The organism is Stenotrophomonas acidaminiphila (assembly GCA_002951995.1).
Lineage (GTDB): Bacteria > Pseudomonadota > Gammaproteobacteria > Xanthomonadales > Xanthomonadaceae > Stenotrophomonas > Stenotrophomonas acidaminiphila_A.
The window spans coordinates 1-25,071 of record CP019797.1 but is presented as its reverse complement, the minus strand read 5'-3'; the positions used below and the strand labels follow the sequence as shown (position 1 = coordinate 25,071).

Genomic DNA, 25,071 nt, shown 5'->3' with positions numbered 1-25,071 from the left:
CGCCAGGGCGTGATCACGATCAATGCGCCGGCCCGCGGACGGCGCCAGAGTAGGCGCGTTCCCCCACGGAGATCGCGCATGGACAGGACAATGAAGGCCGCGGTGGTGCGTGCGTTCGGCCAGCCGCTGGTCATCGAGGAAGTACCGGTGCCGCGCCCGGGTGCCGGCGACATTCTGGTGAAGATCGAAGCCTGCGGCGTCTGCCACACCGACCTGCACGCCGCCGAGGGCGACTGGCCGGTGAAGCCGGAGCCGCCGTTCATTCCCGGCCACGAAGGCGTCGGCCACGTGGTCGCGGTGGGCGCGGGCGTCCACCATGTCCGCGAAGGCGACCGCGTCGGCATTCCCTGGCTGTACTCGGCCTGCGGCCATTGCGAACACTGCCTCGGCGGCTGGGAAACGCTGTGCGAAAGCCAGCGCAACACCGGCTACTCGGTCAATGGCGGGTTCGCCCAGTACGCGCTGGCCAACGCCGACTACGTCGGCCACCTGCCCGACAGCGTGGGCTTCGTCGAGATCGCGCCGGTGCTGTGCGCCGGGGTGACCGTCTACAAGGGCCTGAAGGTCACCGACACCAAGCCCGGCGACTGGGTGGTGATCTCCGGCATCGGCGGGCTCGGCCACATGGCCGTGCAGTACGCGCGGGCGATGGGGCTGAACGTGGCCGCGGTGGATGTGGACGAGGACAAGCTCGCCCTGGCGCGCCGCCTGGGCGCGACGGTCACCGTCGACGCCCGCGCCACCGACCCGGCGGCCTTCCTGAAGAAGGAGATCGGCGGCGCCCATGGCGCACTGGTGACCGCGGTATCGCCCAAGGCATTCGCCCAGGCGCTGGGCATGGTCCGCCGCGGCGGCACGGTGTCGCTCAACGGCCTGCCGCCGGGTGACTTCCCGCTGGACATCTTCGGCATGGTGCTCAACGGCATCACCGTGCGCGGCTCCATCGTCGGCACCCGCCTGGACCTACAGGAATCGCTGCAGTTCGCGGCCGACGGCAAGGTCGCCGCGACCGTCTCCACCGATGCGCTGGAAAACATCAACGCGGTGTTCGCGCGCATGCGCGCCGGCCAGATCGAAGGGCGCGTGGTCCTGGACCTGAACGCCTGAGCGTCCCTGCATGGCCGCCGTCGCCCGCTCCCCCTCCCGCGGGCGCGGCGGCCGTGCATCGCCGCCTCAGTGCGGTGACCACTGCCATTCCAGGCCCAGGGTCCAGCCGCGGCCGCGGCCGGGTTCGTAGTAGCGACGGTTGCCGTCGTTGACGATGACCGAGCCGATGTAGCGCCGGTCCAGCAGGTTGTCCACGCGCGCGAACAGGCGCAGCGGGCCGTTCGCGGTGCGCCACTGGCGGGCCGCTTCCAGGTTCAGGAGTGCGTAGCCCGGCGCGCGTCCGTCGCCCAGGTCGGTGCTCGTCGTGGCGCCCGCGGCCAGCGCGTCGGCGGCCAGTTGCCAATGGCCCGGCTGCCAGTCCCATCGCGCCTGCAGCAGTTGCCGCGGGACCCCCGGCAGGGCGGTGCCGGGTGCCACCGGGTTGCGCGGCACGGTACAGGGCGCCGGCGCGCCGGTGCAGGTCAGGTAGCCCTCGCGCACGCTGGCCTGCAGCCAGGTCCAGGCCAGCTGCAGCTGCTGGGTGTCGCCCAGCGGCTGCCGCCAGCCCAGTTCCATGCCGCGGCGGCGGGTGGCGCCGATGTTGCGGTAGCTGGCGCGGCCACCGCTGTTGCTGGCGACCGCCAGTTCGTCGTCGGTATCGGTGTGGAACAGGGCCAGGTCCAGCCGGGTGCCGGCCTGGGTGCGCCATTTGGCGCCAACCTCCAGGTTGCGGCTGGTGGCCGGCACAAGATCCAGCGCCAGCCCGGCAGCGCCATCGGCGCGGTAGCCGAGCTCGTTGAAGGTCGGGGTCTCGAAACCGCGCCCGGCCGAGGCATACAGGCGCAGGTCCGGGCCGGCGCGGAACACCACGCCGGCCACCGGCGTGGTGGCGGCGTACTGGCGGCGGCCACTGTCGTCCGGATTGCCGGCGGCGATATAGCGGTCATCGGAGCGGAAGTGCACCCGGCTGTGGCGCGCGCCGGCCAGCAGCGACCAGCGCGGCGCGACCTGCCACCAGGCCTGCGCGAACTGGTCGACGTTGCCGACCCGGTCGCGCTGGTCGCGGCGCAGCCGGCCGCTCACGCCCAGCACCTCGCCGACGAAGTTCTCGTGGCCGGTGCGGTGCTGCCGCTGGCGGTCGGCGTTGGCTCCAAGCACCAGTTCCAGCGGGCGCGCGGCCAGGCTGCCGTGCCAGGCCCAGCGCGCGTCCACGCCGCCGTAGCCGCCGTCCAGGCCGATCACCCCGCCGGCATGCAGCGGGTTGGCCTGCGCCGCGGGCGGAATGGCCAGGAACTGCGCCACCGTGCGCTGCCCGGCATAGGCCATCAGCCGCCAGGTCTGGCGGCTGCGCTGCAGCGTGTACACCGCGCCGGCTTGCGCCTGCCGCACCGACTTGCGGGTGTCGTACAGGGAGGCGACGGCGGTGGCCTGGCGCGGGTCCTCGCGCACCTGCGTACGGTCCAGGCCCAGCGGGTCCTGCGCGCGCGGCGCATCGAGCACGTTGAACAGCAGGTCCAGGCGCTGGCCCGGCGCCACCTCGAACCCGAGCCGGGCGTTGAGCGATTGCCGCCGCGCCGCACTGTGCCGGCGCCAGCCGTCGGTGCGGTAGTCGCTGGCGGCGACGTTGTAGCGCATGGCACCGGCCAGACCCCGCAGCTGCAGGCCCAGGCTGCGGCTGTTGTCGCTGCCGGCACTGGCGCGCAGCCGCCACGGGTCGCCCGCCTGGCCATCGGCACTCCACAGCTGCACCACGCCGCCGGAGGAGTTGCCGTACAGCGCCGAGAACGGCCCGCGCAGCACCTCAATGCGTTCGGCGCCGAGCAGGTTGAAGTGCGACAGCTGGCCCTGGCCGTCGGGCATGGTCGCCGGCACCCCGTCCACCAGCAGGCGTACGCCACGCACGCCGAAGGTGGAGCGCGCGCCGAAACCGCGGATCGACAGCTGCGTGTCCTGCGCCAGGTTCTGCCGCTCGCGCGCCAGCAGGCCCGGCACCCCGCCCAGCGCTTCGGACACCAGCGCGCCACGGCCATTGCCGTACGCGTCCACGGCCTGGGTGGTGATCGACGCGGGCAGGTCGAAATCGTCCACCGCATGCACCCGCGCCGCCTGTACCTGCACCGCGTCCAGGGTCGCCGGGGCCGGCGCCGCCAGCGCCACCACCGGCAACACCACTGCCACTTGCATCACCGGGAACCACCGCCTGCGTCGCTTCATGCCGGCATCATCGCCGATCACCGGCAAGCGGTGGACCGTGCGTGACGGTTCCGGCTGAAACCCCTGCGGCCAAGCGCCCCAGGCCCTGTTAGGATGGGGCGGTTTGACCGCGCTGCGCGGTCGTCCCGAAGTTCCCCTCCCGCCACCGTGACGAGTACCGCCGTGTCCTTCTTTGCAAACGTGGAACAGGTTCCTGGCGACCCGATCCTGGGTCTGACCGAGGCCTACAACGCCGATCCGCGCCCGACCAAGGTCAATCTTGGCGTCGGCATCTATTACGACGAAGACGGCCGCATCCCGTTGCTGCGCGCCGTGCAGCTGATCGAACAGCAGCTGGCCGCCGAAGCCAAGCCGCGCGGCTACCTGCCGATCGACGGCCTGCCGGCCTACACCCAGGCCACGCAGAAGCTGGTGTTCGGCGAGGGTTCGGAGCTGATCGCCAGCGGCCGTGTCGCCACTGCGCAGACCATCGGCGGCAGCGGCGCGCTGCGGGTGGGCGCGGACCTGCTGCACAAGCTGCTGCCGCACGCCACCGTGGCCATCAGCAACCCGAGCTGGGAGAACCACCGCGCGGTGTTCGGCGCCGCCGGCTTCGAGGTGGTCGATTACACCTACTTCGACAACGCCAGCCACGGCCTGGATTTCGCCGGCATGATCGCCGACCTGCAGAAGCTGCAGCCCGGCACCGTGGTGCTGCTGCATGCCTGCTGCCACAACCCGACCGGCGCCGACCTGGACACCGCGCAGTGGCAGCAGGTCGCCGCGCTGCTCAAGGAGCGCCAGCTGTTCCCCTTCATCGACATGGCCTACCAGGGCTTCGACAAGGGCATCGAGCAGGACGGCCAGGCGGTGCGCATCATCGCCGAGGCCGGGATCGACAGCTTCATCGTCGCCAATTCGTACTCCAAGTCGTTCTCGCTGTACGGCGAGCGCGTCGGCGCGCTGTCGGTGGTGGGCCCGGACGCGACCTCGACCAGGGCCGTGCAGTCGCAGGTCAAGCGCATCATCCGCACCATCTACTCCAGCCCGTCCACCCACGGCGCCGCGCTGGTGGCCGGGGTGCTGGGCAGCGCCGAGCTGCGCGGCATGTGGGGCGCCGAGCTGACCGCGATGCGCGAGCGCATCCACGCCCTGCGCGCCGGCATGGTGCAGAAGCTGGCCGCCCTGGGCGCGCCGGAGTTCGGCTTCATCCAGCAGCAGGCCGGCATGTTCTCCTACTCGGGCCTGAGCAAGGCACAGGTGGACCGGCTGCGCGACGAGTTCGGCATCTATGCCGTCGGCACCGGCCGCATCTGCGTGGCCGCGCTCAGCCAGAAGAACCTGGACTACGTGGCCAAGGCGGTCTACGACGTCAGCCGCGGTTGATCCACGGCCGGCGCCATGACCCGGAAAAGCCCGGCGGACGCCGGGCTTTTTCATGCCTGGACCACGCCGGCCGGCGTGGTCTCAGGCCGGCACCAGCCAGGTGGCCGCGGCGGCCGCGGCCACCATCGCCACCAGCCCCGCGCTGACCGCGGCACCGTAGCGCGGCCCGCCGCTGGCGAACGCGAGCACCGACTTGGCCAGCGAGGCCGACGCCAGCAGCGCCACCACGCCCCAGCGCGCCGGTTCCAGCTGCAGGCCGCCGGCGGCGTTCAGGCTGGCGATGCCGGCCGCCGCGGCGTGCAGTTCGCCGAGCGCGGCAATGGTCGCGCCCACCAGCGCCCCGGCCTGGCCGAACACCTGGCGCAGCCATTCGGACACCAGCAGCACCGCGGCGATCACCAGCGCGATCATCAGCGCGTGCCCGAGGCGGAACGCCTTGGCGGTGGCGGTGCGCGGCACGGCTTCCTCCTTCACGTGGCGCAGCCCGAGCAGCGAGAGCGCCAGCAACGCCAGCGCCGCGGCCAGCAACGGCCAGGCGCTGGCGCGCAGCAGCGCCGGCGACGTGGTGCCGATCACCGCCGCGAACAGCAGCAACGAAGCCAGGTTGGCCAACAATGCCGCCGCCGCCGAAGGGCCGACCAGTTCCGCCGCCGTCCTGCTGCCGCGGCCGAAGCCGGCCACCGCCGCGGTGGACGAGGCGAAGCCCGAGAAGAAGCCCGCCACCGGCAGCCCCCAGCGCGCGCCGACCGCGCGCAATGCGAGGTGGCCGAGCATGCCCACGCCCATCACCAGCACCACGATCTGCCAGAGCTTGGACGGCACCAGTACCCCCCAGGGGTCGATCGCCTCATCCGGCAGCAACGGCAGCACCACCAGCGCGCACGCCGCCAGCAGCAACGCGTCGCGCATCTCCTGGTCGCTGATCAGGTCGCGGCTCAGCCGTGCCAGCGGCGCCTTGGCCCACAGCAGGATCGCCACCACCACCCCGAGTGCCGCCGCCAGTTCGGGGGCGTCGAATGCCAGCGCGCCAAGCAGCACGGTGATCAGCAGTGCGATCTCGCCGGTGAGGCCGGGGTCGTCGCGCGCGGTGATGCGGTAGCTGCTCCACGCCAGCAGCGCAGCCGCCAGCAGCAGCACCAGGAACACCGCCGGTCCGAAGGCGATGCCGACCGCGCCCATCAACGCCAGCAGGGCGTGGGTGCGCACCCCGGCCTGCAGCGTGGTGGCATCGCCATGCTGGCGCTCGCGCACCGCGCCGATCAGCAGGCCGATGCCGAGCGCCGCGGGCAGACTCTGCGTTGCCTGGTCCCAGTCCATTTCTCTTCCTCCGGAACGCGCATGTTAAGCCAGCACCGACCGGCGCCGATGGCGCGCGCCGGTGGCCACAGGCGTCATCGCGTGGCCGTTTGCGCCCCGCCCCGGGACAAGACCGGGCCATGACCTCGTAAAAGCCGGGACAACCCGCGACAATAGCGCTCCTTTCGTCTGAAGGTAGCCCCCGAACATGTCCCGCACGTCGCTGACCCGCTTCCTGATCGAAGAGCAGCATGCCCGGCGCATCAACGCCGACCTGCGCCAGCTGGTGGCGGTGGTGGCCCGCGCCTGCACCAGCATCTCGATCGCGGTGAGCAAGGGCGCGCTGGGCGGCGTGCTCGGCGATGCCGGCACCGGCAACGTGCAGGGCGAGGCGCAGAAGAAGCTGGACGTGATCTCCAACGAGATCCTGCTCGAGGCCAATGCGTGGGGTGGTCACCTGGCCGCCTGCGCGTCGGAGGAAATGGACCACAGCCAGCCGGTGCCGTCGGAGTACCCGCAGGGCGACTTCCTGCTGCTGTTCGATCCGCTGGACGGCAGCTCCAACATCGACGTGAACGTGTCCGTCGGCACCATCTTCTCGGTACTGCGCGCGCCGGCCGGCGTCGAACAGCCCGGCGACGAACACTTCCTGCAGCCGGGCGTGCAGCAGGTCGCGGCCGGCTACTGCATCTACGGGCCGAGCACGATGCTGGTGCTCAGCGTCGGCCACGGCACCCATGCCTTCACCCTGGACCGCGAGACCGGCGAGTTCGTGCTGACCCAGCGCGGCATGCAGGTGCCGGCCGACACGAAGGAATTCGCCATCAACATGTCCAACCAGCGGCACTGGGAAGCGCCGATGCAGGGTTATGTCGCGGACCTGCTGGCCGGCCGCGAAGGCGTGCGCGGCAAGGACTTCAACATGCGCTGGATCGCCTCGATGGTGGCCGACGTGCACCGCATCCTTACCCGCGGCGGCATCTTCATCTATCCGTGGGACCGCAAGGATCCGTCCAAGCCGGGCAAGCTGCGGCTGATGTACGAGGCCAACCCGATGGCGATGCTGGTCGAGCAGGCCGGCGGTGCCGCCACCGATGGCCGCCGCCGCATCCTCGATATCCAGCCCGGACAGCTGCACCAGCGCGTGCCGGTGTTCCTGGGTTCGCGCAACGAGGTGGCCGAGGCCACCCGTTACCACCGCGAGCACGACGCGCAGGCCTGAATCCCCGCGCCTGCGCGCAGCCCGGCACGCGCTGCGGCGGCTGCCGGGCATGACCCGGCGCTACCGCGGCAGCCGGGTCCGCGCCACCCTCGGGGTTTCGCCGGAGGATAGGCCGATGCGTGCATGGCTCGCCCCGGGGTTGTGCCTGGTTGCCGGCTGGGCCGGGCCACAGACGCCCTCATTGGCGCAGGCTGACGACGCCTGGAACCGCCTGCGCCTGCAGGGCGAGGCGGCGGCGTTGGCGCCGCTGCTGGCCGAAGATTGGCTGCTCATCCATTTCGACGGCCGCGTGCAGCACAGGGCCGACGACCTGCAGGCGCTGGCCGCGCGCCCGCGCCGCAACCTCCGCATCGACAACGGGGACGTGCGGATACGCCGTTACGGCGACACCGGGGTGGTCACTGGCACCAGCGTGCAGGCCGCGCTCAGCGATGGCCAGCCGTGGCAAGGGCGCTTGCGCGTCACGCGCGTGTGGGTGTTGCGCGCTGGCCACTGGCAAAGGGTCGCCTCGCATTCGTCGCGCCTGGCGCCGACCGGGCCCTGAAAGTCGGCGCCAGGGCCGGTCAGAACAGCTCGCCCTGCGGCGAGGCCTTCTTCGGCGGCGTCGGCGCCACGAAACGGCTGCAGTCCAGCCATGGCCACTGCTCGCGCGAAGCATTGAAGCCCAGGCGCCTGCTGGCCAGCGCGAAGCGCCGCGACAGCAGCTGCGCATAGACGCCTTCGCCGCGCATGCGCTTGCCGAACTGGCTGTCGTAGTCCTTGCCGCCGCGCAACTGGTTGAGGGTGCTCATCACGTGCCCGGCGCGCTGCGGGTAGTGCGCCTGCAGCCAGTCGCGGAACAACGGCGCCACTTCATGCGGCAGCCGCAGCAGCACGTAGCCGGCACTGCGCGCGCCGGCATCGCGCGCCGCTTCCAGCACCGCCTCCAGCTCGGCGTCGTTGATCCACGGGATCACCGGCGCCACCATCACCCCGACCGGAATGCCCGCCTCGTGCAGCCGGCGCATCGCCCGCAGCCGCGCATGCGGCGCCGAGGCCCGCGGTTCCAGCTTCGCCGACAGGTGCGGATCCAGCGACGTCACCGAAAAATGCACGCTGACCAGGCGCTGCGCGGCCAGCGGCGCCAGCAGGTCGATGTCGCGTTCCACCAGCGCGTTCTTGGTGATCAGCGAGAACGGGTGGCGGGTCTCGAGCATCACCTCGATCAGCTGCCGGGTGATGCCCAGCCGGCGCTCGATTGGCTGGTAGGCGTCGGTGTTGATGCCCAGCGCGATCGGCTTGACCACGTAGCCGGGTTTGCCCAGCTCCCTGCGCAACAGCTCGGCGGCATTGGTCTTGGCGAAGATCCTGGTCTCGAAATCCAGCCCCGGCGACAGGTTCAGGTAGGCGTGGGTGGGCCGCGCGAAGCAGTACGAGCAGCCATGCTCGCAGCCGCGGTAGGGGTTCACCGACTGCTCGAAACCCACGTCCGGCGAGTTGTTGCGGCTGATGATGCTGCGCGCGGTTTCCGCGCGCACCTCGGTACGCAGCCGCGGCGTGGCGAACTCGTCGGTGGCGTCGGCCAGCCAGCCGTCGTCCACGGCATCGGTGGTGGTGGTTTCGAAACGGCCGGGCAGGTGGCCGGTGGCACCGCGGCCCTTGATCGGAGTCGGCATCGGCTTACGCTAGCGCGGCCGCGTCGCAGATGCAGCGACGTGGCGTTCATGCGGGCGGGCGTGGCGCCGCCGCCATCGCGCGCCCTGCACCGCCCATGGCTAGAATCGGCGCATGCGCGAAGCCTTGCACAGCCTCTGGACCAGCGTGTCCGCCATTCCGCACGCGGCCCAGATCCTGGCGGCGGCCTACGTCGTCTACCTGGTGCTGCTGGCCGGCTACATCGTGCTGCAGAAGCGCGAGCCGGTGGCGACGCTCAGCTGGATCCTGTCACTGGCGGCGCTGCCCTACATCGGCCTGTTCGTGTTCTACCTGATAGGCCCGCAGAAGATCGTGCGCCAGCGGCTGCGGCGCGGGCGCTCGCGCGAGGGCATGGAGGCGTACAACACGGTCTGCCCGGCCGACGTGCACTGCACCGAGCTGGCGCGCATCGGCCAGGCCACCACCGGGCTGCCGCCGAGCACCGCCACCGCCGTGGACTGGCTGGTGGACGGCGCCGCGACATACGCCGCGATCCTGGCGGCGGTCGCCGTGGCGCGGCGCCATGTGAACCTGGAGTACTACATTTTCGAGCCCGACCACGCCGGAACCGCGCTGCGCGACGCGCTGGTGGAGCGCGCCCGGGCCGGGGTGAAGGTACGCCTGCTGCTGGACGCGGTGGGGTCGTCGCGGGTCAGGCGCAGCTTCCTGCGCCCGCTGCTGGACGCCGGCGCCGAAGTGGAGTGGTTCCACCCCCGGCAGCTGCTCAAGCCGTTCAAGCGGCCGTGGCTGAACCTGCGTACCCACCGCAAGCTGGTGGTGATCGACGGCACGGTCGCCTTCACCGGCGGCATCAACATCACCGACGACGAGGATGACAGCCGCAACCCGGACGCGTACCGCGACCTGCACACCCGCCTGACCGGGCACGTGGTGCGCAGCCTGCAGCTGGTGTTCCTGGAGGACTGGATCTACGCGAGCGGGCAGGGCATGGCGCACTTCGACCGCGAGGACCTGTTCCCGTCGGCCGGCCCGGCGCGCGAGGACGGTGCGGTGCAGGCACAGGTACTGGTCTCCGGCCCGGATTCTTCCTGGGAGGCGATCCACCGCATGCACGTGGCGGCGATCCACGAGGCGTCACGCCGGGTATGGCTGGTCACGCCCTACTTCGTCCCCGGCGAGGCGGCGCGGATGGCGCTGACCTCGGCCGCGCTCGGCGGGCTGGACACACGCCTGCTTGTGCCGCGGCGCAGCGATTCGCTGTTCGTCACCCTGGCCGGCCGCTCCTACTACGACGAGCTGCTGCAGGCCGGGGTCAGGATCTACGAGTACGGCCCGCGCATGCTACACACCAAGGCGTTCATCGCCGACGACGACACCTGCATCGTCGGCAGCGCCAATTTCGACCATCGCAGCTTCCGCCTGAACTTCGAACTGTCCATGCTTTACCACGACCGCGGGCTGACCGCGGAGCTGGAAGCCATCCTGGCGCAGGAGTTCGAGCACGCCACGCCGGTGCTGCCCGACCGCCATCGCCCGCTGTGGCGGCAGCGCCTGCCCGAGGCGTTCGCCCGGCTCGCCTCGCCGCTGCTGTAGGGCGGTGTGCACGCGTGGAACCCGCACCGGGCGGGCCGCTACACTGTGCGCCTCCACCGGGAGATCGTCATGTACTGGCTGTTCCTGCTGCTCGCGCTGGGCGCCTTCACCGTTTCCCTCACGACCACGCATGCCGGGCTGCTGCTGCTGTCGCTGCTGGCCGCGCTGGCCCTGTTCCTGTTGTGGATAAGGGGCTTGTACGTGGCCCGTTTCGCCGGCAGCAGCCGGCAGGCGCCGCGCGCCCTGCACCCGGCCGAGCTGCAGGCCCTGCGCAACCAGCTGCGCCCCCCGGTACCGCCGGCGACGCCGCCTTCCCCTCCTGCTCCCGAAGAACACCCGCCGTCATGACCCGCCTGAGCGTCAACGTCAACAAGATCGCCGTGCTGCGCAATTCGCGCGGTGGCAACGACCCGGACGTGCTGCGCGCGGCGACCGCGTGCCTGGACGCCGGCGCGCACGGCATCACCGTGCACCCGCGCCCGGACCAGCGGCATATCCGCGCCGATGACGTGCACGTGCTTTCAACGCTCACCCGCGCGCGCGGCGTCGAGTTCAACATCGAGGGCAATCCCTTCGCGCCACCACGCCCGGGCTATCCGGGGCTGCTGCCGTTGTGCGAGCAGACCCGCCCGGCGCAGGCCACCCTGGTCCCGGACAGCGATGGCCAGCTGACATCGGACCACGGCTTCGATTTCGCCCGCGACGGCGAACGCCTGCGCCCGCTGATCGCCGCCCTGAAGGGCTACGGTTGCCGGGTCAGCCTGTTCGTCGACGCCGGCAACCCGGATATCGCCGCCGCCGCCGCACTAGGCGCGGACCGCATCGAGCTCTATACCGGTCCTTATGCCGAGGCCTTCGCCGCTGGCGCCCCGGACGCCGCATTGGCACTGTTCGCCGATGCCGCGCGCCGTGCCCAGGCCGCCGGGCTGGGGGTCAACGCGGGCCATGACCTGTCGCAATCCAACCTGGCCCGCTTCCTCGCGCACGTACCGCAGGTGCTGGAAGTTTCCATCGGCCACGCGCTGATCGGCGAAGCCCTGTACGACGGGCTGGATGCGACGGTGAAAGGCTATCTGCGCGTCATCGCGCAGCGTCACTGATCGCGCCGCCCAGCGCTATCGGTGGGTAGCGGGGTAGCGCAGCGGCTTCGGGCGAACGGCCCTACGCCATAGGGGGTGGATGCAACCGGATGGCGGCCGGAAAGAAGGGCGGCAGCTATCGCAGCCCGTCTCGGAACCCCGGCATTCCGGGTCCTCTTCCTGTCACCCGGCATGGCCCCCTCGCGCATGGGCCGGTGTCCCGCCTCGCTCCGCCGCGCATCGCCACCGACAGGGCACGCCAAGTGCGGCGGAAGAAGAGAGAGCGGGGCGCTTTTGCAACCGCGTCATGATCCGGTATTGCGCTACCGCACGAAACCGATCTTCTTGATCTGGGCGTTCTTGGCCTGGGCCAGGATCTTGGCCATGACCTCGTAATCAGAGTCCGGATCGACATCGATGCGAAGTTCCAGCATGTGGGTCGGATCCTTGCGGACCTCGTCCTCCATCCTTTGCTGGAGCTCATTGACGTCAACCGGACTTTCCTTCCAGTAAATCTGGTTACGGGCATCCACGCGCAGGTCGATTGGCCGCAGCTCGCTCTGCTGCTGTGACGGATTGATCACCCGTTGCGGCAGATCCACCGAGATTGGATAGGTCATGATCGGTGCGGTCACCATCAAGGCACCCATTGCCAGGCCAATCACAGCCACGGCCAGCGCCACCACAACCCATATCAGCTTCTTCCCCTTCAGCATCCCAGGTTCCCTTTGGGCTTCCGTGTTTGCGGACCTTATCAGCTCCTGACCCAAAGCCACAGGGTCGATCCCGGCCGCCAGCGGCCTGGGGCATCACCCGTAGGCAAGGGAACAAACTTCCAGGCAAAAAAAACGCCCCCGGCTAGCGGGGGCGTTTTCCAGTCGCGTCATGACTTGGTATTGCGTTACTGCACGAAACCGATCTTCTTCATCTGAGCGTTCTTGGCCTGGGCCAGGATCTTGGCCATGACCTCGTACTCGGAATCCGGATTGGCATCGATGCGAAGTTCCGGCTGGTTGGTCGGATCCTTCTGTACTTCTTCTTCCATCTTCTGCTGCAGCTCGTTCACGTTCACCGGGCTGTTGTTCCAGTAAACCTGATTGCTCGCATCCACGCGCAGATCGATCGGCGGCGGCGGCTCGCGCAGCTGCGGCGGCGGGTTGATGACCCGCTGTGGCAGGTCCACGGCGATCGGGTACGTCATGATCGGCGCGGTCACGATGAAGATGATCAGCAGCACCAGCATCACGTCCACGAGGGGCGTGACGTTGATGTCGGCCATGGGGCCCCTGTTTCCACCACTACTGAAAGCCATCGCTTATTGCCCCTTTTCTTTGGTGGCAACGAAACCGACGTCCAGCATGCCCTGGCTCTGCGCGATCTTGGTCACTTCATTGATCACGCTCATCTTGGTGGTCTTGTCACCACGCAGGTTGAGCGGCGGCTGCGGCGTCTGCTGGGCAGCAGTGGCGAAACGCGATTCCAGGGTCTCCTTCGACACCGGCTCATCGTTCCAGTAGAGCGAACCGTCTTCCTTGACCGCCACCGTGATCGGACCCGAACGCTTCTCAGCGTCGTCCGGGTTGATGTTCAGGTTGGCCTCGGGCAGCTCGACCTTGACCTTGTGGGACATCAGGGGAGCCGTGATGATGAAGATGATCAGCAGCACCAGCATCACGTCCACGAGGGGCGTGACGTTGATGTCGGCCATGGGGCCGCCGCTGTTACCACTACTGAAAGCCATAACGGGCTCCGTCTATATCGTTGCGAGGACTGCTCTGCTGCCGGCTCAGCGAACGCGCGAGCCGGTGGCGAAGAAGTCGTGCAGATCGTGCGCGAAGGTGTCGAACTTGCTGACGGTGGCGCTGTTGATCTTGCTGAAGAAGTTGAAGGCGAACACGGCCGGGATCGCGACGAACAGACCGATCGCGGTCATGATCAGCGCTTCACCCACCGGGCCGGCAACGGCGTCGATCGAGGCCGAACCGGTGGCACCGATCTTGATCAGCGCGCCGTAGATGCCCCACACCGTACCCAGCAGGCCCACGAACGGAGCGGTCGCGCCGACGGTGGCCAGCAGGATCATGCCTCCCTGCAGCTTGTTGGATTCGCGGGTGACGGCCTGGCGCAGGGCGCGGTCGACGAACTCCGAACGGCTCAGGGTCTCGGCGGCGCCGGCCTGCTGGTGGTGCGCAGCGGCCTGGGCGGCGTCCAGCGCGATCTTCGAGAACGGCTCCGAAGCCGGCTGCTCTTCCATGGCGCGGATCGCGTCCTGGGCATTGGCGGCGTCCCAGAACATGCCCGGCACGCGGTCGGAAGCCGACTTCAGGCGGGTGGAACGGAAGATGTTGATGACGGTCCAGTACCACGACATCGCCGACATCGCGACCAGGGTCAGCAGCACGACCCAGGAAACCGCGAAGTCACCCGGCTTGGAGGTCATTTCGTGAATCAGATGCTCGAAGCCCATCTGCGAGAGCGCGTTGTTTGCGTTGCCCCCGGCAGCAGCGGCGATGAAGATTTCCTGCAGCATGACGCTTACCTTTGTTGTGTGTGGTGTTAAAGGGTGTAGCTAAAGTCGAACGGTTCCCTGCGGGCGGCCGCTGGCCGCCGGGGGATCAGCTCAGCGCAAAGTTGACCGGGACGCGGACGCGACCAGCCGCCTTTTGTCCATTGATGACGGAAGGATTGAACTTCCACTTGCGTGCCGCATCCATGGCGGCGCGGTCGAGATCACGGTTACGGCTGGACTTCTCGACGGACACATTGGTGACGTTGCCGCTGGCGTCGACATCAATGATGAGGATGACCTCGCCCTGGATACCGGCGCGGAAGGCGGCCGGCGGGTAACGCGGCGGGTTCATGTTCTTGGACGAGATGTCCACGCTGGCCTGGATGTCGGTGACCTGCGCCGGCGGCGACGGCGGCGACGGCGGCGTCACCACGTCGTTCGGGCGCGGTTCCGGCACGTCCACCACCGGCGCTTCCGGCGGCGGCGGCAGCGGCGAGGGCTTCGGCGGCGCCAGGTTCTTGACCGGCGGCGGCGGCGTGTCCTGCGGCGGCGGCGGCGGCGGCGGCGGCGGTGGCGGCGGCGGGGCGTCGACCAGGGTCACCATGACGTTGCGTTCCTTTTCCTTGGCGGCCTTCGGGGCCACGGCGGGAATCAGGAGCATCATCAGGGCTGCCAGATGGAGTGCGATTACAAAGGCGATACCGGCGATGCGGGGCCAGCTCAGACCCGTCTCTTTCTCGCCGTCATACCTGTGGTGGAAAACCAGTTGTTCCGTCATGCGCCAAGAGCTCATTAGTGGGGCCGGGGCGGCGCTGTTCCGACGCCCCTGATTCAGCGGTGCATGACACCGCAGGAACCTCCAAGCTTATACCAATCCTGACCGGCTGCGCATCACAAATGCAGCTGTTCAGGCGTTATTCCTGCTTACTTCAGGTTGATGATCTTGTCTGCATCGGCCGGGTTCTTCACACCTTTAGCCTTTGCATCCCGGGCCGCCTGCTTGGCTTCGGGAATCCGCCCTTCAGAGTGCAGCACACGCGCCAGATTCAGGTAGGTCTCGCCATCCTTGGAAAGCGGGGCGGCCTTCTGCCACGCCTCGATGGCCTGCGGGATCTGGTCGGAGTAGTAGTACGACTGCGCCAGCGCCAGGTAGACCTGGTAGTCCGGCTTGAGGATGCCCTTGGACATGCCCTCGTTGATCACCGCAATGACGTCCTTTTCCTTGTTCTCGGTGTTGGCATAGATCGAGTACAGCTGCTTGTACTCGCGCTCTTCGGTGAGCTGTCCGGCCGCGCGCAGCTTGTCCATCACCGCGGCGGCCTTGTCCATCTGGTCGGCCTGCATGTACATGCTGGCCAGGTTCAGTTGCGCCTTCTTGTCGGCCGGGTTCCTGGCGGCCAGGGCCTCGGCTTCCTTGACCGCTTCGCCGGTCTGGCCGGCTTCGGCGTAGGCCGCCATCAGCAGCTGGTTCCAGCTGTCCTTCGGCTCGGGCGAGGCGGCGATGGCCGCCTTCAGCACCGGGATGGCCTCGGCATACTTTTCGGTCTGGTACAGGGCCTGGCCCTTGATCACCAGTTCCTCGGGCTTGTGCGACTTGGATTCGGCCAGGTACTTGTCCAGGTTGGCCAGGCCTTCGGCGTACTGCTCGTCCTGCAGCTGCAGCTGGGCCAGCATCAGCATCGCCTGGAAGTGGCCGTTGTTGTCCAGCTGGTTCAGCGCGATGGCCTGCTGCAGGTACTGCTTGGCAGCGGCGGTGTCGTCCAGGTTGTAGGCCGCCTGCGAGGCGAGCTGGTTGGCGACCGCCTTGTCATAGTCATTGGCGCCCTCGGCGGCGATGATCTCATCGGCCAGGGTGCGGGTCTGCTCGTAGTCGTCCTTGTTGTAGGCGGCGAACAGCTTCTGCAGCTTGCCGCCCATCTTCGAGGACGACTTGCCATTGGGTTCCTGGCGGGTCGCTTCCGGATACAGCACCTCGGCCTTGGCCGAACCGCGGCTGCGGCGCTCGCTCCCGCGATCGGACGAACGCGCCTGGGCGGCGGCGTCGGCAACCACGACACCACCCAGTACGGTGGCGACGAGGACGGAAAGCAGGGCCTGCTTATGGCTGCGGGAGATCATGGGTCACCTCGATGGAACCGCGGGGCGGGGCTGTAGACGGACTGTCTGTGCAGACAGAGCCGCCAAACGTAACAGAAAAATTTTGACGGAGAAATCACTTCCGATGCTGTATTGCACCAATGTCCAAGGCCCGGGATGGTGGTGTCCACGGGTCAACCGCAGCGCGGCGTCCTTCCGGACTGGCGCGCCTGGCGGTAGACGGGTTCCAGCACGGCCACATCGCGCTGCAGCTCGCGAATGCGGTTGGTCGGATCGGGGTGGGTGGAAAGCCACTGCGGGGGACGTCCGCCCCCGGCCGCCATCATGTTCTGCCACAGGTCCACGGCCTGGGCCGGGTCGAACCCGGCCTGCGCCATCAGCCGCTGGCCGACCACGTCGGCCTCGCTTTCCTGGGTGCGCGAGCCGGGCAGCAGGATCAGTCCCTGTGCGCCCAGGCCGCCGAACTGGTTGACCGCGCTGGCCGCGGTATCGCCATAGGCCGCGCCGGCCAGCGCGCCGATTATGCCCAGGCCCAGCTGCGTGCCCTGCTGACGGGTCAGACGCTCTTCGTGGTGCCGCGAGATCACATGGCCGATCTCATGCCCGATCACCGCCGCCAGCTGGTCCTGGTTCTTCGCCACCGTGAAGATGCCGCTGTTGACCCCGACCTTGCCGCCGGGCAGGGCGAACGCATTGGGTTCCTTCTCGACGAACAGCGCGGTCTCCCAACGTACGCCCCGGTACTGTTGGGGCAGCTCGGCGACCAGCGCATTGACCACGCACTGTACGTACGCGTTCTGGCGGGCGTCCCGGCTCAGGGTCTGCTTGGCCTTGGTTTCGGCGAAGGCCTGCGCGCCGAGCTGGTCCAGCTGCTGCTGCGAGATCCCACCCACCACCTGGCGGCGGCCGGTGGGTGAGGTCGTGGTCGCGCAGGCGCCCAGCAGCAGGGCGATGGCGGCGCCGAACAGCAGGGGTTTCATGGCGTATTTCCCTTCATTCATGCCCGCAGTGTGCGAGCGCCCGGCTTAAATTTCCGTCAACCTGTTGCGCACTTACTGCAGCCCGAAAAACACCAGTGCGGTCAGTGCGATCGCGTTGTTGAGCGTATGCGCGGCAATCGCCGCCCACAAGGTGCCGGTGCGGCGATAGAGCCAGGCGAAGGCCACGCCCATGCCACCGTAGACCAGCCACAGCTGCAGGACTTCCGGCAGTCCGTTGGCGGTGGTCCCGGGGATCTCATGGATGAAGGCGAAGGCAGCACCGCTGAGCGCCATGCCCAGCCACGGCCGTCCCGCCGCCCACAGCCGTCCGAACAGCACCCGGCGGAACAGTAGTTCCTCGTAGGCCGGGGCCAGGAACACGGCGAACACCACCAGGAACACCGGGTAGTGCGCCAGGGCCTGTTCCATCAGCGGCAGATTGGTCGGCACCGGCTCGATGCCGAGCTGCTTGCCGAGCCAAGAGATCAGGCTGCTGCCGGCGAATACCCCGGCAGCCACCAGCAGGGTCCAGCCCCAGGTGGACGCACGGCGGACGGCGGCATGGGAAGCGGTACGCTCGGCTTGTGAGGCCGGCCGGCGCCAGAAGTACAGCACCAGGGCGGCAAGGCCGGTGGACACCAGTGCGATCAGCATCTGCGCCAGGGCACCGGGCTGGCCCAGCTGCGCGCCCAGTTGTGCCGCATCCGGCGCTCCGCCGCCTTCGCGCGCGACCGCCATGCCGACCTCGAACCCGCGCCACAGGCCCCACGCCAGGCCGCAGAGCAGGCTCAGCCCCAGCAGGATGCTGGCTGCCAGCAGGATGTCCAGGCCAAAGCCCAGCAGCGGCGAGCCCGGGCGCGATACCGGCGGCGTGGCGGGCGGGACGGACAACGGAACCGGTGGTGGGGCGGACATCGTGTTCCTGCGGCAGCGGGAGAGGCGGCGGGCGGGGGCCGGGTGCGGCACCCGCCCGTGTTGCAGGATTGTGTCAGATATCCAGGTTGGTAACCTTCAGCGCATTGTCCTCGATGAAGTCGCGGCGCGGTTCGACCACGTCGCCCATCAGGGTGCTGAAGATCTGGTCGGCGGCCACCGCATCCTCGATCCGCACCTGCAGCAGGCGGCGGGTATCGGGGTTCACGGTGGTGTCCCACAACTGTTCCGGGTTCATTTCGCCCAGGCCCTTGAAGCGCTGGATCTGGCGGCCCTTCTTGGCTTCCTCCATCAGCCAGGCCTGGGCCTGGGCGAAGCCGGTGACCTCGGTCGAGCGGTTGCCACGGTTGATGGTCGCGCCTTCGCGGATCAGGCCATGCAGCAGCTGCGAGGCCTGGTGCAGCGGGCGCAGGTCGCCGGATTCGAAGGCCGCCAGCGGCAGCACCTGGATGTGCTCCTCGCCCATGTGGCGGCGGGTGACCAGCACCGCGGCCGGGCGCTGTTCGGTCGGTTCCTGCAGGACCAGGCTGAAACGCGGGGTGCCAAGGCTGCCCTGGTTCAGGCGCCTGGCCAGCGCGTCCAGGCCCTCGCCGGCCGGCGCGTTGCGCAGGTGCTCCAGGTCCATCGGGGTGAAATCGACCAGGGCTTCGAGCAGGCTGCGATCGTAGCGGTGGGCGTTGCGGTCGATGGCGTCCTGGGCGCTGGCGTAGGTCATCAGCAGCTTCTCCAGCGCCACGCCCTCGATCGGCGGTTCGCCGGTAGCCGGAACCAGCGAGGCGTTCTCCACCGCGCTGTTGGCCAGGTAGGCGTCCAGCGCCGGGTCGTCCTTCAGGTACAGCTCGGTCTTGCCCTGCTTGATCTTGTACAGCGGCGGCAGGCCGATGTAGACGTAGCCGCGCTCGATCAGCTCCGGCATCTGCCGGTAGAAGAACGTCAGCAGCAGGGTGCGGATGTGCGCGCCGTCGACGTCGGCGTCGGTCATGATGATGATCTTGTGGTAGCGCAGCTTGTCCGGGTTGTACTCATCGCGGCCGATGCCGGTACCCAGCGCGGTGATCAGCGTACCCACCTGGTCGGAGGACAGCATGCGGTCGAAACGCGCGCGTTCCACGTTGAGGATCTTGCCGCGCAGCGGCAGCACCGCCTGGTTCTTGCGGTTGCGGCCCTGCTTGGCCGAGCCGCCCGCCGAGTCACCCTCGACGATGAACAGCTCGGACAACGCCGGATCCTTTTCCTGGCAGTCGGCCAGCTTGCCGGGCAGGCCGGCGATGTCCAGCGCGCCCTTGCGGCGGGTCAGGTCGCGGGCCTTGCGCGCGGCTTCGCGGGCGCGGGCGGCATCGACGATCTTGCCGGCGATGGCCTTGGCCTCGTTCGGGTTCTCCTGCAGGAACTCCTCCAGGCGCGCGCCGAAGGCGTTTTCCACGGCCGGGCGCACGTCGGAGCTGACCAGCTTTTCCTTGGTCTGGCTGGAGAAGCTCGGGTCCGGCACCTTCACCGACAGCACCGCGATCATGCCTTCGCGCATGTCGTCGCCGGTCAGGCTGATCTTGGCCTGCTTGGCGATGCCGTTCTGCTCGATGTAGTTGTTCAGCACGCGGGTCAGCGCGCCGCGGAAACCGGCCAGGTGGGTGCCGCCATCCTTCTGCGGGATGTTGTTGGTGAAGCAGTACATCGTTTCCTGGTAGGAATCGGTCCACTGCAGCGCCACTTCCACGGTGATGCCGTTGTGCTCGCCGCTGACCGCGATGACGTTCGGGTGCAGCGGAGTCTTCAGCTGCGCCAGATGCTCGACGAAGCTCTTGATGCCGCCTTCGTAGTGGAAATCGTCGCGACGGCCTTCGCCACGCTCGTCGGCCAGGATGACCTTGACGCCGGAGTTGAGGAACGACAGCTCGCGCAGCCGGCGCGCCAGGATTTCGTAATGGAATTCGACGTTGCCATGGAACGCGACGGTCGAGGGCCAGAAGCGCACGGTGGTGCCGCGCTTGCTGGTGGTGCCCAGCTGCTTCAGCGGGCCGACCGCGGCACCGTTGCTGAATTCCTGCTGGTAATGGAAGCCGCCCTGGAAGACGTCCAGCAGCAGCTTCTCCGACAGCGCGTTGACCACGCTGACGCCCACGCCGTGCAGGCCACCGGACACCTTGTAGCTGTTGTCGTCAAACTTGCCACCGGCGTGCAGGACCGTCATCACCACCTCGGCGGCGGATACCTCGCGGCCGAGCTTGGCGCTCATCTGCTCGTGCTTGCCCACCGGGATGCCGCGGCCGTTGTCCGACACCGACACCGAGCCATCGGCATGGATCGTCACCAGCACGTTGTCGGCGTGTCCGGCCAGCGCTTCGTCGATGGAGTTGTCGACGACTTCGAACACCATGTGGTGCAGGCCGGTGCCATCGTGGACATCGCCGATGTACATGCCGGGACGCTTGCGGACAGCCTCCAGGCCTTCAAGGGCGGTGATGCTGTTGGCGTCGTAATTGCCGTTGCTGGCCGGAGTGTTCTGTTCTTCGCTCATCGCGCTTGCCGTTGGCTCCACAGGTCACGCGCCGGCCCGGAGGTCGGGGCGTGAGTAAAGAGGGGATCGTCGAAAGTATACCAGCCGGGCCCTTGCGCACCCGGAACCGTCATGGGCGGACCTGGACGGCGCCGTGTTCCACGTGGAACACGGCGGACGGGTGCAGGTGTTCGGCCAGGGCGACAGGGGTCTCGGTGGCGGTAATGAAAACCTGGGCGGGGGTTGCGGCCAGCAGATGCAGCACGCGTTGCTGGTGGTGCCGGTCCAGTTCCGCTCCGAGGTCGTCCAGGGCGATCACCGGCCACTCGCCGCGCTGGGCCGCGTAATCGTCCGCCTGGGCCAGCAGGCAGGCCAGGGCGGTGAGCTTGGCCTGGCCGCGCGACAACGCATCGCGGCTAGGAATCTCCCCATAACCGACCGACCAGTCGGCCCGGTGTGGCCCCACCGAGGTGTGGCCCATGGCGCGGTCGCGCTCGCGGGACAGCAACAGCGCGTCGGCCAGCGACATCTCGTGCCGGCGCCAGCCCGGTTGCAGTTCCAGGCGCTGCAACTGCAGCCCAGGCGCCAGATCCGCCGCAATGGCCACCGCGCGTTCCTGCAGCCGGTCGAGGTAATGCTGGCGCCGCGAGGTCAGCGGCGCCCCCGCCTCGGCCAGTTCATGGTCCCAGGCATCAAGCTGACGCGGGGCGGCGCCCGCCTTCAGCAGGGCATTACGCTGCTTGAGGGCCCGGGTGTAACGACGCCACAGCGAAAGAAAGTCAGGTTCCACGTGGAACAACCCCCAATCGATGAAACGTCGGCGCGGCTCGCTGCCGCCACTGGCCAGGGCGTGGCTGCCCGGCTCGAAAGTGACCACCGCGAGAGCCGCGCACAGCGTTCCGAGTTGCGCTACATCCTCCCCATCAAGACGGCCCTTCCACGCCTGGCCGGCATGACGCAGGCCAGCACGGCGCAGCCGTTCGCCACCGCCGGCTCCCACGCGCTCCTGCCACTCGACGAAGACTTCCAGCGCCTCGGCGCCCTTCTGCACCAGTCCGTCGCGGACCCGGCCACGGAAACTCCGCCCGTACGCCATCAGATGCAGGGCCTCCAGCAGACTGGTCTTGCCCGCACCGTTGTCGCCGGTGATCAGGTTGAGGCCCGGGCGGGGAGCGAGCTCCACGGAATCGAACCGGCGGACCCGGTTCAGCGAGAGACGGACGATGTGCATTGATGCTCGGGAGTAGACGCAACGCCCCGGCGGTTACAACCGGGGAAAAGATCCGCAGCTTAAAGCATCCATCCCCCGGATCGCGTGGTGAGGAGAGTGCCGCCGATCGTCGCCTTCGGGCGCCGCCCAGCGCTGTGGGGGGCCAGTGGGTCCTCCCTGCGTACCCTGTGGATAAATCCGCCGATTTCATCCCGGATCTGGCTACCCACAGCTATCCACAGGGCAATCCCCGCCTTTTCCGCAGGGGTTTCGCCCTATAAATATCCTTTTAAAACAAATAGATAACCTAGTTTTACATAAAATCCAGCACTACCATCACCACAAAGCTTTTGATTTATTTCCAGATTTAAAGCTTTGCAGGCCTCACGCAGACGTTCCCAAGGGGGATCTTTTCTGAGTGCCGACGCATGCCGGAACGGGAACCTTCAACAGGCACCTCGTCGGCTGGACTGGCAGGCGTTCCACATCGGGCAGGGCAGATAGCAACTTCGTCGCTGCCGGGTTCCACGTGAAACCTTGCGTGAACTGCAAGGGGAAAAAAAAGCCCGGCATTGCCGGGCTTGTGTTCCACGTGGAACTGCACGCCTCAGAGACGCAACGGCATGACTACATGCCGGGATTTCTCACTGCTGGCTTCACGTACCAGGGCGGAGGAGTTGGAATCGCGCAACTGGATGACGATGTGCTCATCGCGCAGTGCCGACAGCGCATCGAGCAGGTAGTTCACGTTGAAGCCAATGGCCAGGTCGCTGACCTGGGTATCCGCCTCGATCTCTTCCTGCGCTTCTTCCTGCTCGGGGTTGTGCGCGCTGATCTTCAGCTGGCCCGGCGTGACTTCAACGCGGACGCCGCGGTACTTCTCGTTGGACAGGATGGCCGCACGCTGCAGCGACGCACGCAGGGTTTCGCGGTCCACCTTCACTTCGCGGTCGGCGCCGATCGGGATCACCGCTTCGTAATCCGGGAAACGGCCATCGATCAGCTTCGAGGTGAAGGTGACATCGTCGCGCTTGACCCGCACGTGGCTGCGGCCGACTTCCAGCTCCACTTCGCGGTCGCCGCCCTCGAGCAGGCGCTGCAACTCGGTCACGCCCTTGCGCGGCACGATGATCTGGCGCTTGGAGCCAGTGCTGTTCTCCAGCGCCGTTTCGCACAGCGCCAGGCGGTGGCCGTCGGTGGCCACGCAGCGCAGCAGCTGGTCGCGCAGGTCGAACAGCAGGCCGTTGAGGTAATAGCGCACGTCCTGCTGCGCCATCGCGAACGCGGTGCGCTCGATCAGTTCCTTCAGTGCCGATTCGGGCACTGCCACGCGCTCGGTCGCCTCGACCTCGTCCACGGACGGGAAATCGTTTGCCGGCAGCGTGGCCAGGGTGAAGCGGCTGCGCCCGGCCTGCACGGTGATCTTCTCGCCGGTCTGCGACACGGTTACGCGGCTGCCGTCGGGCAGGGCGCGGACGATCTCGAACAGCTTGCGTGCCGGAATCGTGGTTTCGCCGTCCTGCGCATCCTCGACCGCGATGCGGGAGACCATTTCCACTTCCAGGTCGGTACCGGTCAACGACAGCTGGCCGCCCTGCACCTGGACCAGGAAGTTGGCCAGAACCGGAAGGGTCTGACGGCGTTCAACCACGTTGACGACCTGGGCCAACGGCTTGAGGAAGGCTTCGCGCTGCAGTGTGAAACGCATGTGGTTTCGTGCCCCTATGCTTTTAAAGATGTGGGTTAAATCAAAAGCTTGGTGGTGCTGGTAGAGCCAGATTTGGTTTAAAACACACCCAAGTATTTGTTTTTAAAGGATTTCATTGCATCGAAACCCTCTGTATTACTGGCCCGGAACGGGTGGGGAAAGCTGTGGATAACCTGGCGCCGATCTGGCAGCACATTTTTATCCACAGATTCCCCAGCGTCTGCCCCCGAATGATGCACCGTTTTGTGCGATGACGCCTGTCTCGCGCCGATGCATCATTCGCTGGCCCTGTTGCCACGTCGTTGCCGGTGTCCCGATGCTTTACTCACTCAACTTGCGGATGAGCTTGTCCCAGTCTTCGCGCAGCTTGCCGTCGGTCTCCATCAGCGTGCGGATCTGGCGGCAGGCATGCAGCACCGTGGTGTGGTCGCGGCCGGCGAAGGCGTCGCCGATTTCCGGCAGGCTGTGTTCGGTCAGCTCCTTGGTCAGCGCCATTGCCACCTGCCGCGGCCGCGCCAGCGAACGGGTGCGGCGCTTGGACAACAGGTCCTTGATCTGCAGGCCGTAATAGTCGGCCACGGTCTTTTGGATGTTGGGAATGCTGATTGCCTGCTGCTGCGCGCGCAGCAGGTCGCGAAGGGTTTCCTGGGCGAACTCGGTGGTGATCGCGCGTCCGGTGAAATTGGCGCGCGCGGTCAGCGTGTTGAGCGCGCCTTCCAGGTCACGCACGTTGGAGCGCATCTTCTTGGCGATCAGGAACGCGACGTCATCGGGAATCTCGGCGCCGCGCTCGCGGGCCTTGGCCAGCACGATGGCCGCGCGGGTCTCGAAATCCGGCGGTTCGATCGCCACCGACAGGCCCCAGGCCAGGCGCGACTTCAGCCGCGCTTCCAGGCCCTCGACTTCGCGCGGATAGCGGTCGCAGGTCAGGATGATCTGCTGCTTGCCGTCGAACAGCGCGTTGAAGGTGTGGAAAAACTCCTCCTGGGTGCGGTCCTTGCCGGCGAAGAACTGGATGTCGTCGATCAGCAGCGCGTCCACCTGCTGGAACTGGCGCTTGAACTGGTCCATGGTCTTTTCCTGCAGCGCCCGGATCATGGCGCTGAAGAACTGCTCCGAACGCAGGTACAGCACCCGCGCGGCCGGGTTGGCCTGGCGCATGGCGTTGCCGGCGGCCAGCATCAGGTGGGTCTTGCCCAGGCCGGTGCCGCCGTACAGCAGCAGCGGGTTGTGCGCACGGTCGCCGGGCTTCTGCGCCGCCTGGAAGGCGGCGGCCAGGCCCAACTGGTTGCTGCGGCCTTCGACGAAGTTGGCGAAGGTGTAATGCGCGTCCAGGTTGCCGTTGAACGGCACCGCCGGTGCGGCGGCCGCGGCAGTGGCCGCAGGCGCGGCCGCCACCACCGGTTCGGCCGCGCGCGGGCGCGAACCGATCTCCAGCTGCACGTCGGTGACGTCGGCGAAATAGCGCAACAGCTCCTGGATGCGCGGCAGGTAGCGCTCGCGCACCTGGTCGACGATGAAGGCATTCGGGGCGTACAGCACCATGCTGTCGGCGCGGTGGTCGGCCTGCAACGGCTTCAACCAGGTGTGGACATCTTCGGGCGGGAACTCCGCTTCGAGACGTTCGATACAACGGGACCAGGCATCCAT

General features: G+C 67.9%; 22 protein-coding genes. 7 read left to right on the top strand and 15 right to left on the bottom strand.

Features of this window, described 5'->3' with window-relative positions; all coding sequences use genetic code 11:
• Nucleotides 1-78 precede the first annotated feature (78 nt).
• Nucleotides 79-1,107 (top strand): alcohol dehydrogenase AdhP, encoded by a 1,029-nt coding sequence (locus B1L07_00110; protein ID AUZ53798.1) that lies wholly within the window; start codon nucleotides 79-81, stop codon nucleotides 1,105-1,107.
• A gap of 66 nt (nucleotides 1,108-1,173) precedes the next feature.
• Here the strand turns inward: B1L07_00110 and B1L07_00105 are convergent, their stop codons facing one another.
• Nucleotides 1,174-3,300 carry a ligand-gated channel gene (locus B1L07_00105; protein AUZ56375.1) on the bottom strand — a complete coding sequence of 709 codons (2,127 nt, stop codon included), beginning with the start codon at nucleotides 3,298-3,300 and terminating at the stop codon, nucleotides 1,174-1,176.
• A gap of 162 nt (nucleotides 3,301-3,462) precedes the next feature.
• Between B1L07_00105 and B1L07_00100 the strand changes: the two genes are divergently transcribed.
• The gene (locus B1L07_00100; GenBank protein ID AUZ53797.1) at nucleotides 3,463-4,665 is read left to right on the top strand and encodes an aromatic amino acid aminotransferase; all 1,203 of its coding nucleotides are present in this window, start codon (nucleotides 3,463-3,465) and stop codon (nucleotides 4,663-4,665) included.
• A gap of 81 nt (nucleotides 4,666-4,746) precedes the next feature.
• On the opposite strand, the gene B1L07_00095 is transcribed toward B1L07_00100, so the two are convergent.
• Complete coding sequence (locus B1L07_00095; protein AUZ53796.1) at nucleotides 4,747-5,982, bottom strand: hypothetical protein; 1,236 nt, start codon at nucleotides 5,980-5,982, stop codon at nucleotides 4,747-4,749.
• A 187-nt stretch (nucleotides 5,983-6,169) separates the two neighbouring features.
• Between B1L07_00095 and B1L07_00090 the strand changes: the two genes are divergently transcribed.
• Both B1L07_00090 and B1L07_00085 read left to right on the top strand, forming a co-directional pair.
• Nucleotides 6,170-7,183 carry a fructose-bisphosphatase gene (locus B1L07_00090; protein AUZ53795.1) on the top strand — a complete coding sequence of 338 codons (1,014 nt, stop codon included), beginning with the start codon at nucleotides 6,170-6,172 and terminating at the stop codon, nucleotides 7,181-7,183.
• A 181-nt stretch (nucleotides 7,184-7,364) separates the two neighbouring features.
• The gene (locus B1L07_00085; protein ID AUZ53794.1) at nucleotides 7,365-7,727 is read left to right on the top strand and encodes a hypothetical protein; all 363 of its coding nucleotides are present in this window, start codon (nucleotides 7,365-7,367) and stop codon (nucleotides 7,725-7,727) included.
• 19 nt (nucleotides 7,728-7,746) lie between these two features.
• On the opposite strand, the gene B1L07_00080 is transcribed toward B1L07_00085, so the two are convergent.
• Nucleotides 7,747-8,838, bottom strand: coding sequence for a radical SAM protein (locus B1L07_00080; GenBank protein ID AUZ53793.1), 1,092 nt, complete (start codon nucleotides 8,836-8,838; stop codon nucleotides 7,747-7,749).
• A 112-nt stretch (nucleotides 8,839-8,950) separates the two neighbouring features.
• On the opposite strand from B1L07_00080, the gene B1L07_00075 reads away from it, so the two are divergent.
• The 3 genes from B1L07_00075 to B1L07_00065 all read left to right on the top strand — a co-directional run bounded on the left by B1L07_00075 (nucleotide 8,951) and on the right by B1L07_00065 (nucleotide 11,511).
• The gene (locus B1L07_00075; GenBank protein ID AUZ53792.1) at nucleotides 8,951-10,411 is read left to right on the top strand and encodes a cardiolipin synthase; all 1,461 of its coding nucleotides are present in this window, start codon (nucleotides 8,951-8,953) and stop codon (nucleotides 10,409-10,411) included.
• 69 nt (nucleotides 10,412-10,480) lie between these two features.
• Nucleotides 10,481-10,759: a hypothetical protein gene (locus tag B1L07_00070; GenBank protein AUZ56374.1), complete on the top strand. Its 279-nt coding sequence runs from the start codon at nucleotides 10,481-10,483 to the stop codon at nucleotides 10,757-10,759.
• Nucleotides 10,756-11,511: a pyridoxine 5'-phosphate synthase gene (locus B1L07_00065; GenBank protein AUZ53791.1), complete on the top strand. Its 756-nt coding sequence runs from the start codon at nucleotides 10,756-10,758 to the stop codon at nucleotides 11,509-11,511. Before B1L07_00070 ends, B1L07_00065 begins: the two co-directional genes overlap by 4 nt.
• A gap of 302 nt (nucleotides 11,512-11,813) precedes the next feature.
• Here B1L07_00065 and B1L07_00060 read toward each other — a convergent pair whose 3' ends face one another.
• The 12 genes from B1L07_00060 to B1L07_00005 form a co-directional block, all read right to left on the bottom strand.
• A complete protein-coding gene (locus tag B1L07_00060) occupies nucleotides 11,814-12,206 on the bottom strand; it encodes a biopolymer transporter ExbD (protein AUZ53790.1) in 393 nt (130 codons plus the stop codon).
• A gap of 185 nt (nucleotides 12,207-12,391) precedes the next feature.
• Nucleotides 12,392-12,802 carry a biopolymer transporter ExbD gene (locus B1L07_00055; GenBank protein AUZ53789.1) on the bottom strand — a complete coding sequence of 137 codons (411 nt, stop codon included), beginning with the start codon at nucleotides 12,800-12,802 and terminating at the stop codon, nucleotides 12,392-12,394.
• A 3-nt stretch (nucleotides 12,803-12,805) separates the two neighbouring features.
• The gene (locus B1L07_00050) at nucleotides 12,806-13,231 is read right to left on the bottom strand and encodes a biopolymer transporter ExbD (GenBank protein ID AUZ53788.1); all 426 of its coding nucleotides are present in this window, start codon (nucleotides 13,229-13,231) and stop codon (nucleotides 12,806-12,808) included.
• A gap of 45 nt (nucleotides 13,232-13,276) precedes the next feature.
• Entirely contained in the window at nucleotides 13,277-14,020 is a 744-nt protein-coding gene (locus B1L07_00045; protein ID AUZ53787.1) for a biopolymer transporter ExbB, read from the bottom strand.
• An 85-nt stretch (nucleotides 14,021-14,105) separates the two neighbouring features.
• A complete protein-coding gene (locus B1L07_00040) occupies nucleotides 14,106-14,777 on the bottom strand; it encodes an energy transducer TonB (protein AUZ53786.1) in 672 nt (223 codons plus the stop codon).
• Nucleotides 14,778-14,923: 146 nt separating this feature from the next.
• Nucleotides 14,924-16,117, bottom strand: a complete 1,194-nt coding sequence (locus B1L07_00035) for a hypothetical protein (protein AUZ53785.1) — start codon at nucleotides 16,115-16,117, stop codon at nucleotides 14,924-14,926.
• A gap of 152 nt (nucleotides 16,118-16,269) precedes the next feature.
• Nucleotides 16,270-17,076 carry a peptidase gene (locus tag B1L07_00030; GenBank protein ID AUZ53784.1) on the bottom strand — a complete coding sequence of 269 codons (807 nt, stop codon included), beginning with the start codon at nucleotides 17,074-17,076 and terminating at the stop codon, nucleotides 16,270-16,272.
• 72 nt (nucleotides 17,077-17,148) lie between these two features.
• Nucleotides 17,149-17,991, bottom strand: coding sequence for a hypothetical protein (locus B1L07_00025; protein ID AUZ53783.1), 843 nt, complete (start codon nucleotides 17,989-17,991; stop codon nucleotides 17,149-17,151).
• Between the two features lie 73 nt (nucleotides 17,992-18,064).
• Nucleotides 18,065-20,524 carry a DNA topoisomerase (ATP-hydrolyzing) subunit B gene (locus tag B1L07_00020; GenBank protein ID AUZ53782.1) on the bottom strand — a complete coding sequence of 820 codons (2,460 nt, stop codon included), beginning with the start codon at nucleotides 20,522-20,524 and terminating at the stop codon, nucleotides 18,065-18,067.
• A 109-nt stretch (nucleotides 20,525-20,633) separates the two neighbouring features.
• Nucleotides 20,634-21,734, bottom strand: coding sequence for a DNA replication/repair protein RecF (locus B1L07_00015; GenBank protein ID AUZ53781.1), 1,101 nt, complete (start codon nucleotides 21,732-21,734; stop codon nucleotides 20,634-20,636).
• Between the two features lie 586 nt (nucleotides 21,735-22,320).
• Entirely contained in the window at nucleotides 22,321-23,421 is a 1,101-nt protein-coding gene (locus tag B1L07_00010; protein ID AUZ53780.1) for a DNA polymerase III subunit beta, read from the bottom strand.
• A 321-nt stretch (nucleotides 23,422-23,742) separates the two neighbouring features.
• Complete coding sequence (locus B1L07_00005) at nucleotides 23,743-25,071, bottom strand: chromosomal replication initiation protein DnaA (GenBank protein ID AUZ53779.1); 1,329 nt, start codon at nucleotides 25,069-25,071, stop codon at nucleotides 23,743-23,745.

What these genes read in the sequence shown, in the direction of transcription:
- B1L07_00110 (AUZ53798.1), top strand. Translation starts at nt 79, where the DNA reads ATGGACAGGACAATGAAGGCCGCGGTGGTGCGTGCGTTCGGCCAGCCG.
- B1L07_00105 (AUZ56375.1), bottom strand. Translation starts at nt 3,300, where the DNA reads ATGAAGCGACGCAGGCGGTGGTTCCCGGTGATGCAAGTGGCAGTGGTG.
- B1L07_00095 (AUZ53796.1), bottom strand. Translation starts at nt 5,982, where the DNA reads ATGGACTGGGACCAGGCAACGCAGAGTCTGCCCGCGGCGCTCGGCATC.
- B1L07_00090 (AUZ53795.1), top strand. Translation starts at nt 6,170, where the DNA reads ATGTCCCGCACGTCGCTGACCCGCTTCCTGATCGAAGAGCAGCATGCC.
- B1L07_00080 (AUZ53793.1), bottom strand. Translation starts at nt 8,838, where the DNA reads ATGCCGACTCCGATCAAGGGCCGCGGTGCCACCGGCCACCTGCCCGGC.
- B1L07_00075 (AUZ53792.1), top strand. Translation starts at nt 8,951, where the DNA reads ATGCGCGAAGCCTTGCACAGCCTCTGGACCAGCGTGTCCGCCATTCCG.
- B1L07_00070 (AUZ56374.1), top strand. Translation starts at nt 10,481, where the DNA reads ATGTACTGGCTGTTCCTGCTGCTCGCGCTGGGCGCCTTCACCGTTTCC.
- B1L07_00065 (AUZ53791.1), top strand. Translation starts at nt 10,756, where the DNA reads ATGACCCGCCTGAGCGTCAACGTCAACAAGATCGCCGTGCTGCGCAAT.
- B1L07_00060 (AUZ53790.1), bottom strand. Translation starts at nt 12,206, where the DNA reads ATGCTGAAGGGGAAGAAGCTGATATGGGTTGTGGTGGCGCTGGCCGTG.
- B1L07_00055 (AUZ53789.1), bottom strand. Translation starts at nt 12,802, where the DNA reads ATGGCTTTCAGTAGTGGTGGAAACAGGGGCCCCATGGCCGACATCAAC.
- B1L07_00050 (AUZ53788.1), bottom strand. Translation starts at nt 13,231, where the DNA reads ATGGCTTTCAGTAGTGGTAACAGCGGCGGCCCCATGGCCGACATCAAC.
- B1L07_00045 (AUZ53787.1), bottom strand. Translation starts at nt 14,020, where the DNA reads ATGCTGCAGGAAATCTTCATCGCCGCTGCTGCCGGGGGCAACGCAAAC.
- B1L07_00040 (AUZ53786.1), bottom strand. Translation starts at nt 14,777, where the DNA reads ATGACGGAACAACTGGTTTTCCACCACAGGTATGACGGCGAGAAAGAG.
- B1L07_00035 (AUZ53785.1), bottom strand. Translation starts at nt 16,117, where the DNA reads ATGATCTCCCGCAGCCATAAGCAGGCCCTGCTTTCCGTCCTCGTCGCC.
- B1L07_00030 (AUZ53784.1), bottom strand. Translation starts at nt 17,076, where the DNA reads ATGAAACCCCTGCTGTTCGGCGCCGCCATCGCCCTGCTGCTGGGCGCC.
- B1L07_00025 (AUZ53783.1), bottom strand. Translation starts at nt 17,991, where the DNA reads ATGTCCGCCCCACCACCGGTTCCGTTGTCCGTCCCGCCCGCCACGCCG.
- B1L07_00020 (AUZ53782.1), bottom strand. Translation starts at nt 20,524, where the DNA reads ATGAGCGAAGAACAGAACACTCCGGCCAGCAACGGCAATTACGACGCC.
- B1L07_00015 (AUZ53781.1), bottom strand. Translation starts at nt 21,734, where the DNA reads ATGCACATCGTCCGTCTCTCGCTGAACCGGGTCCGCCGGTTCGATTCC.
- B1L07_00010 (AUZ53780.1), bottom strand. Translation starts at nt 23,421, where the DNA reads ATGCGTTTCACACTGCAGCGCGAAGCCTTCCTCAAGCCGTTGGCCCAG.
- B1L07_00005 (AUZ53779.1), bottom strand. Translation starts at nt 25,071, where the DNA reads ATGGATGCCTGGTCCCGTTGTATCGAACGTCTCGAAGCGGAGTTCCCG.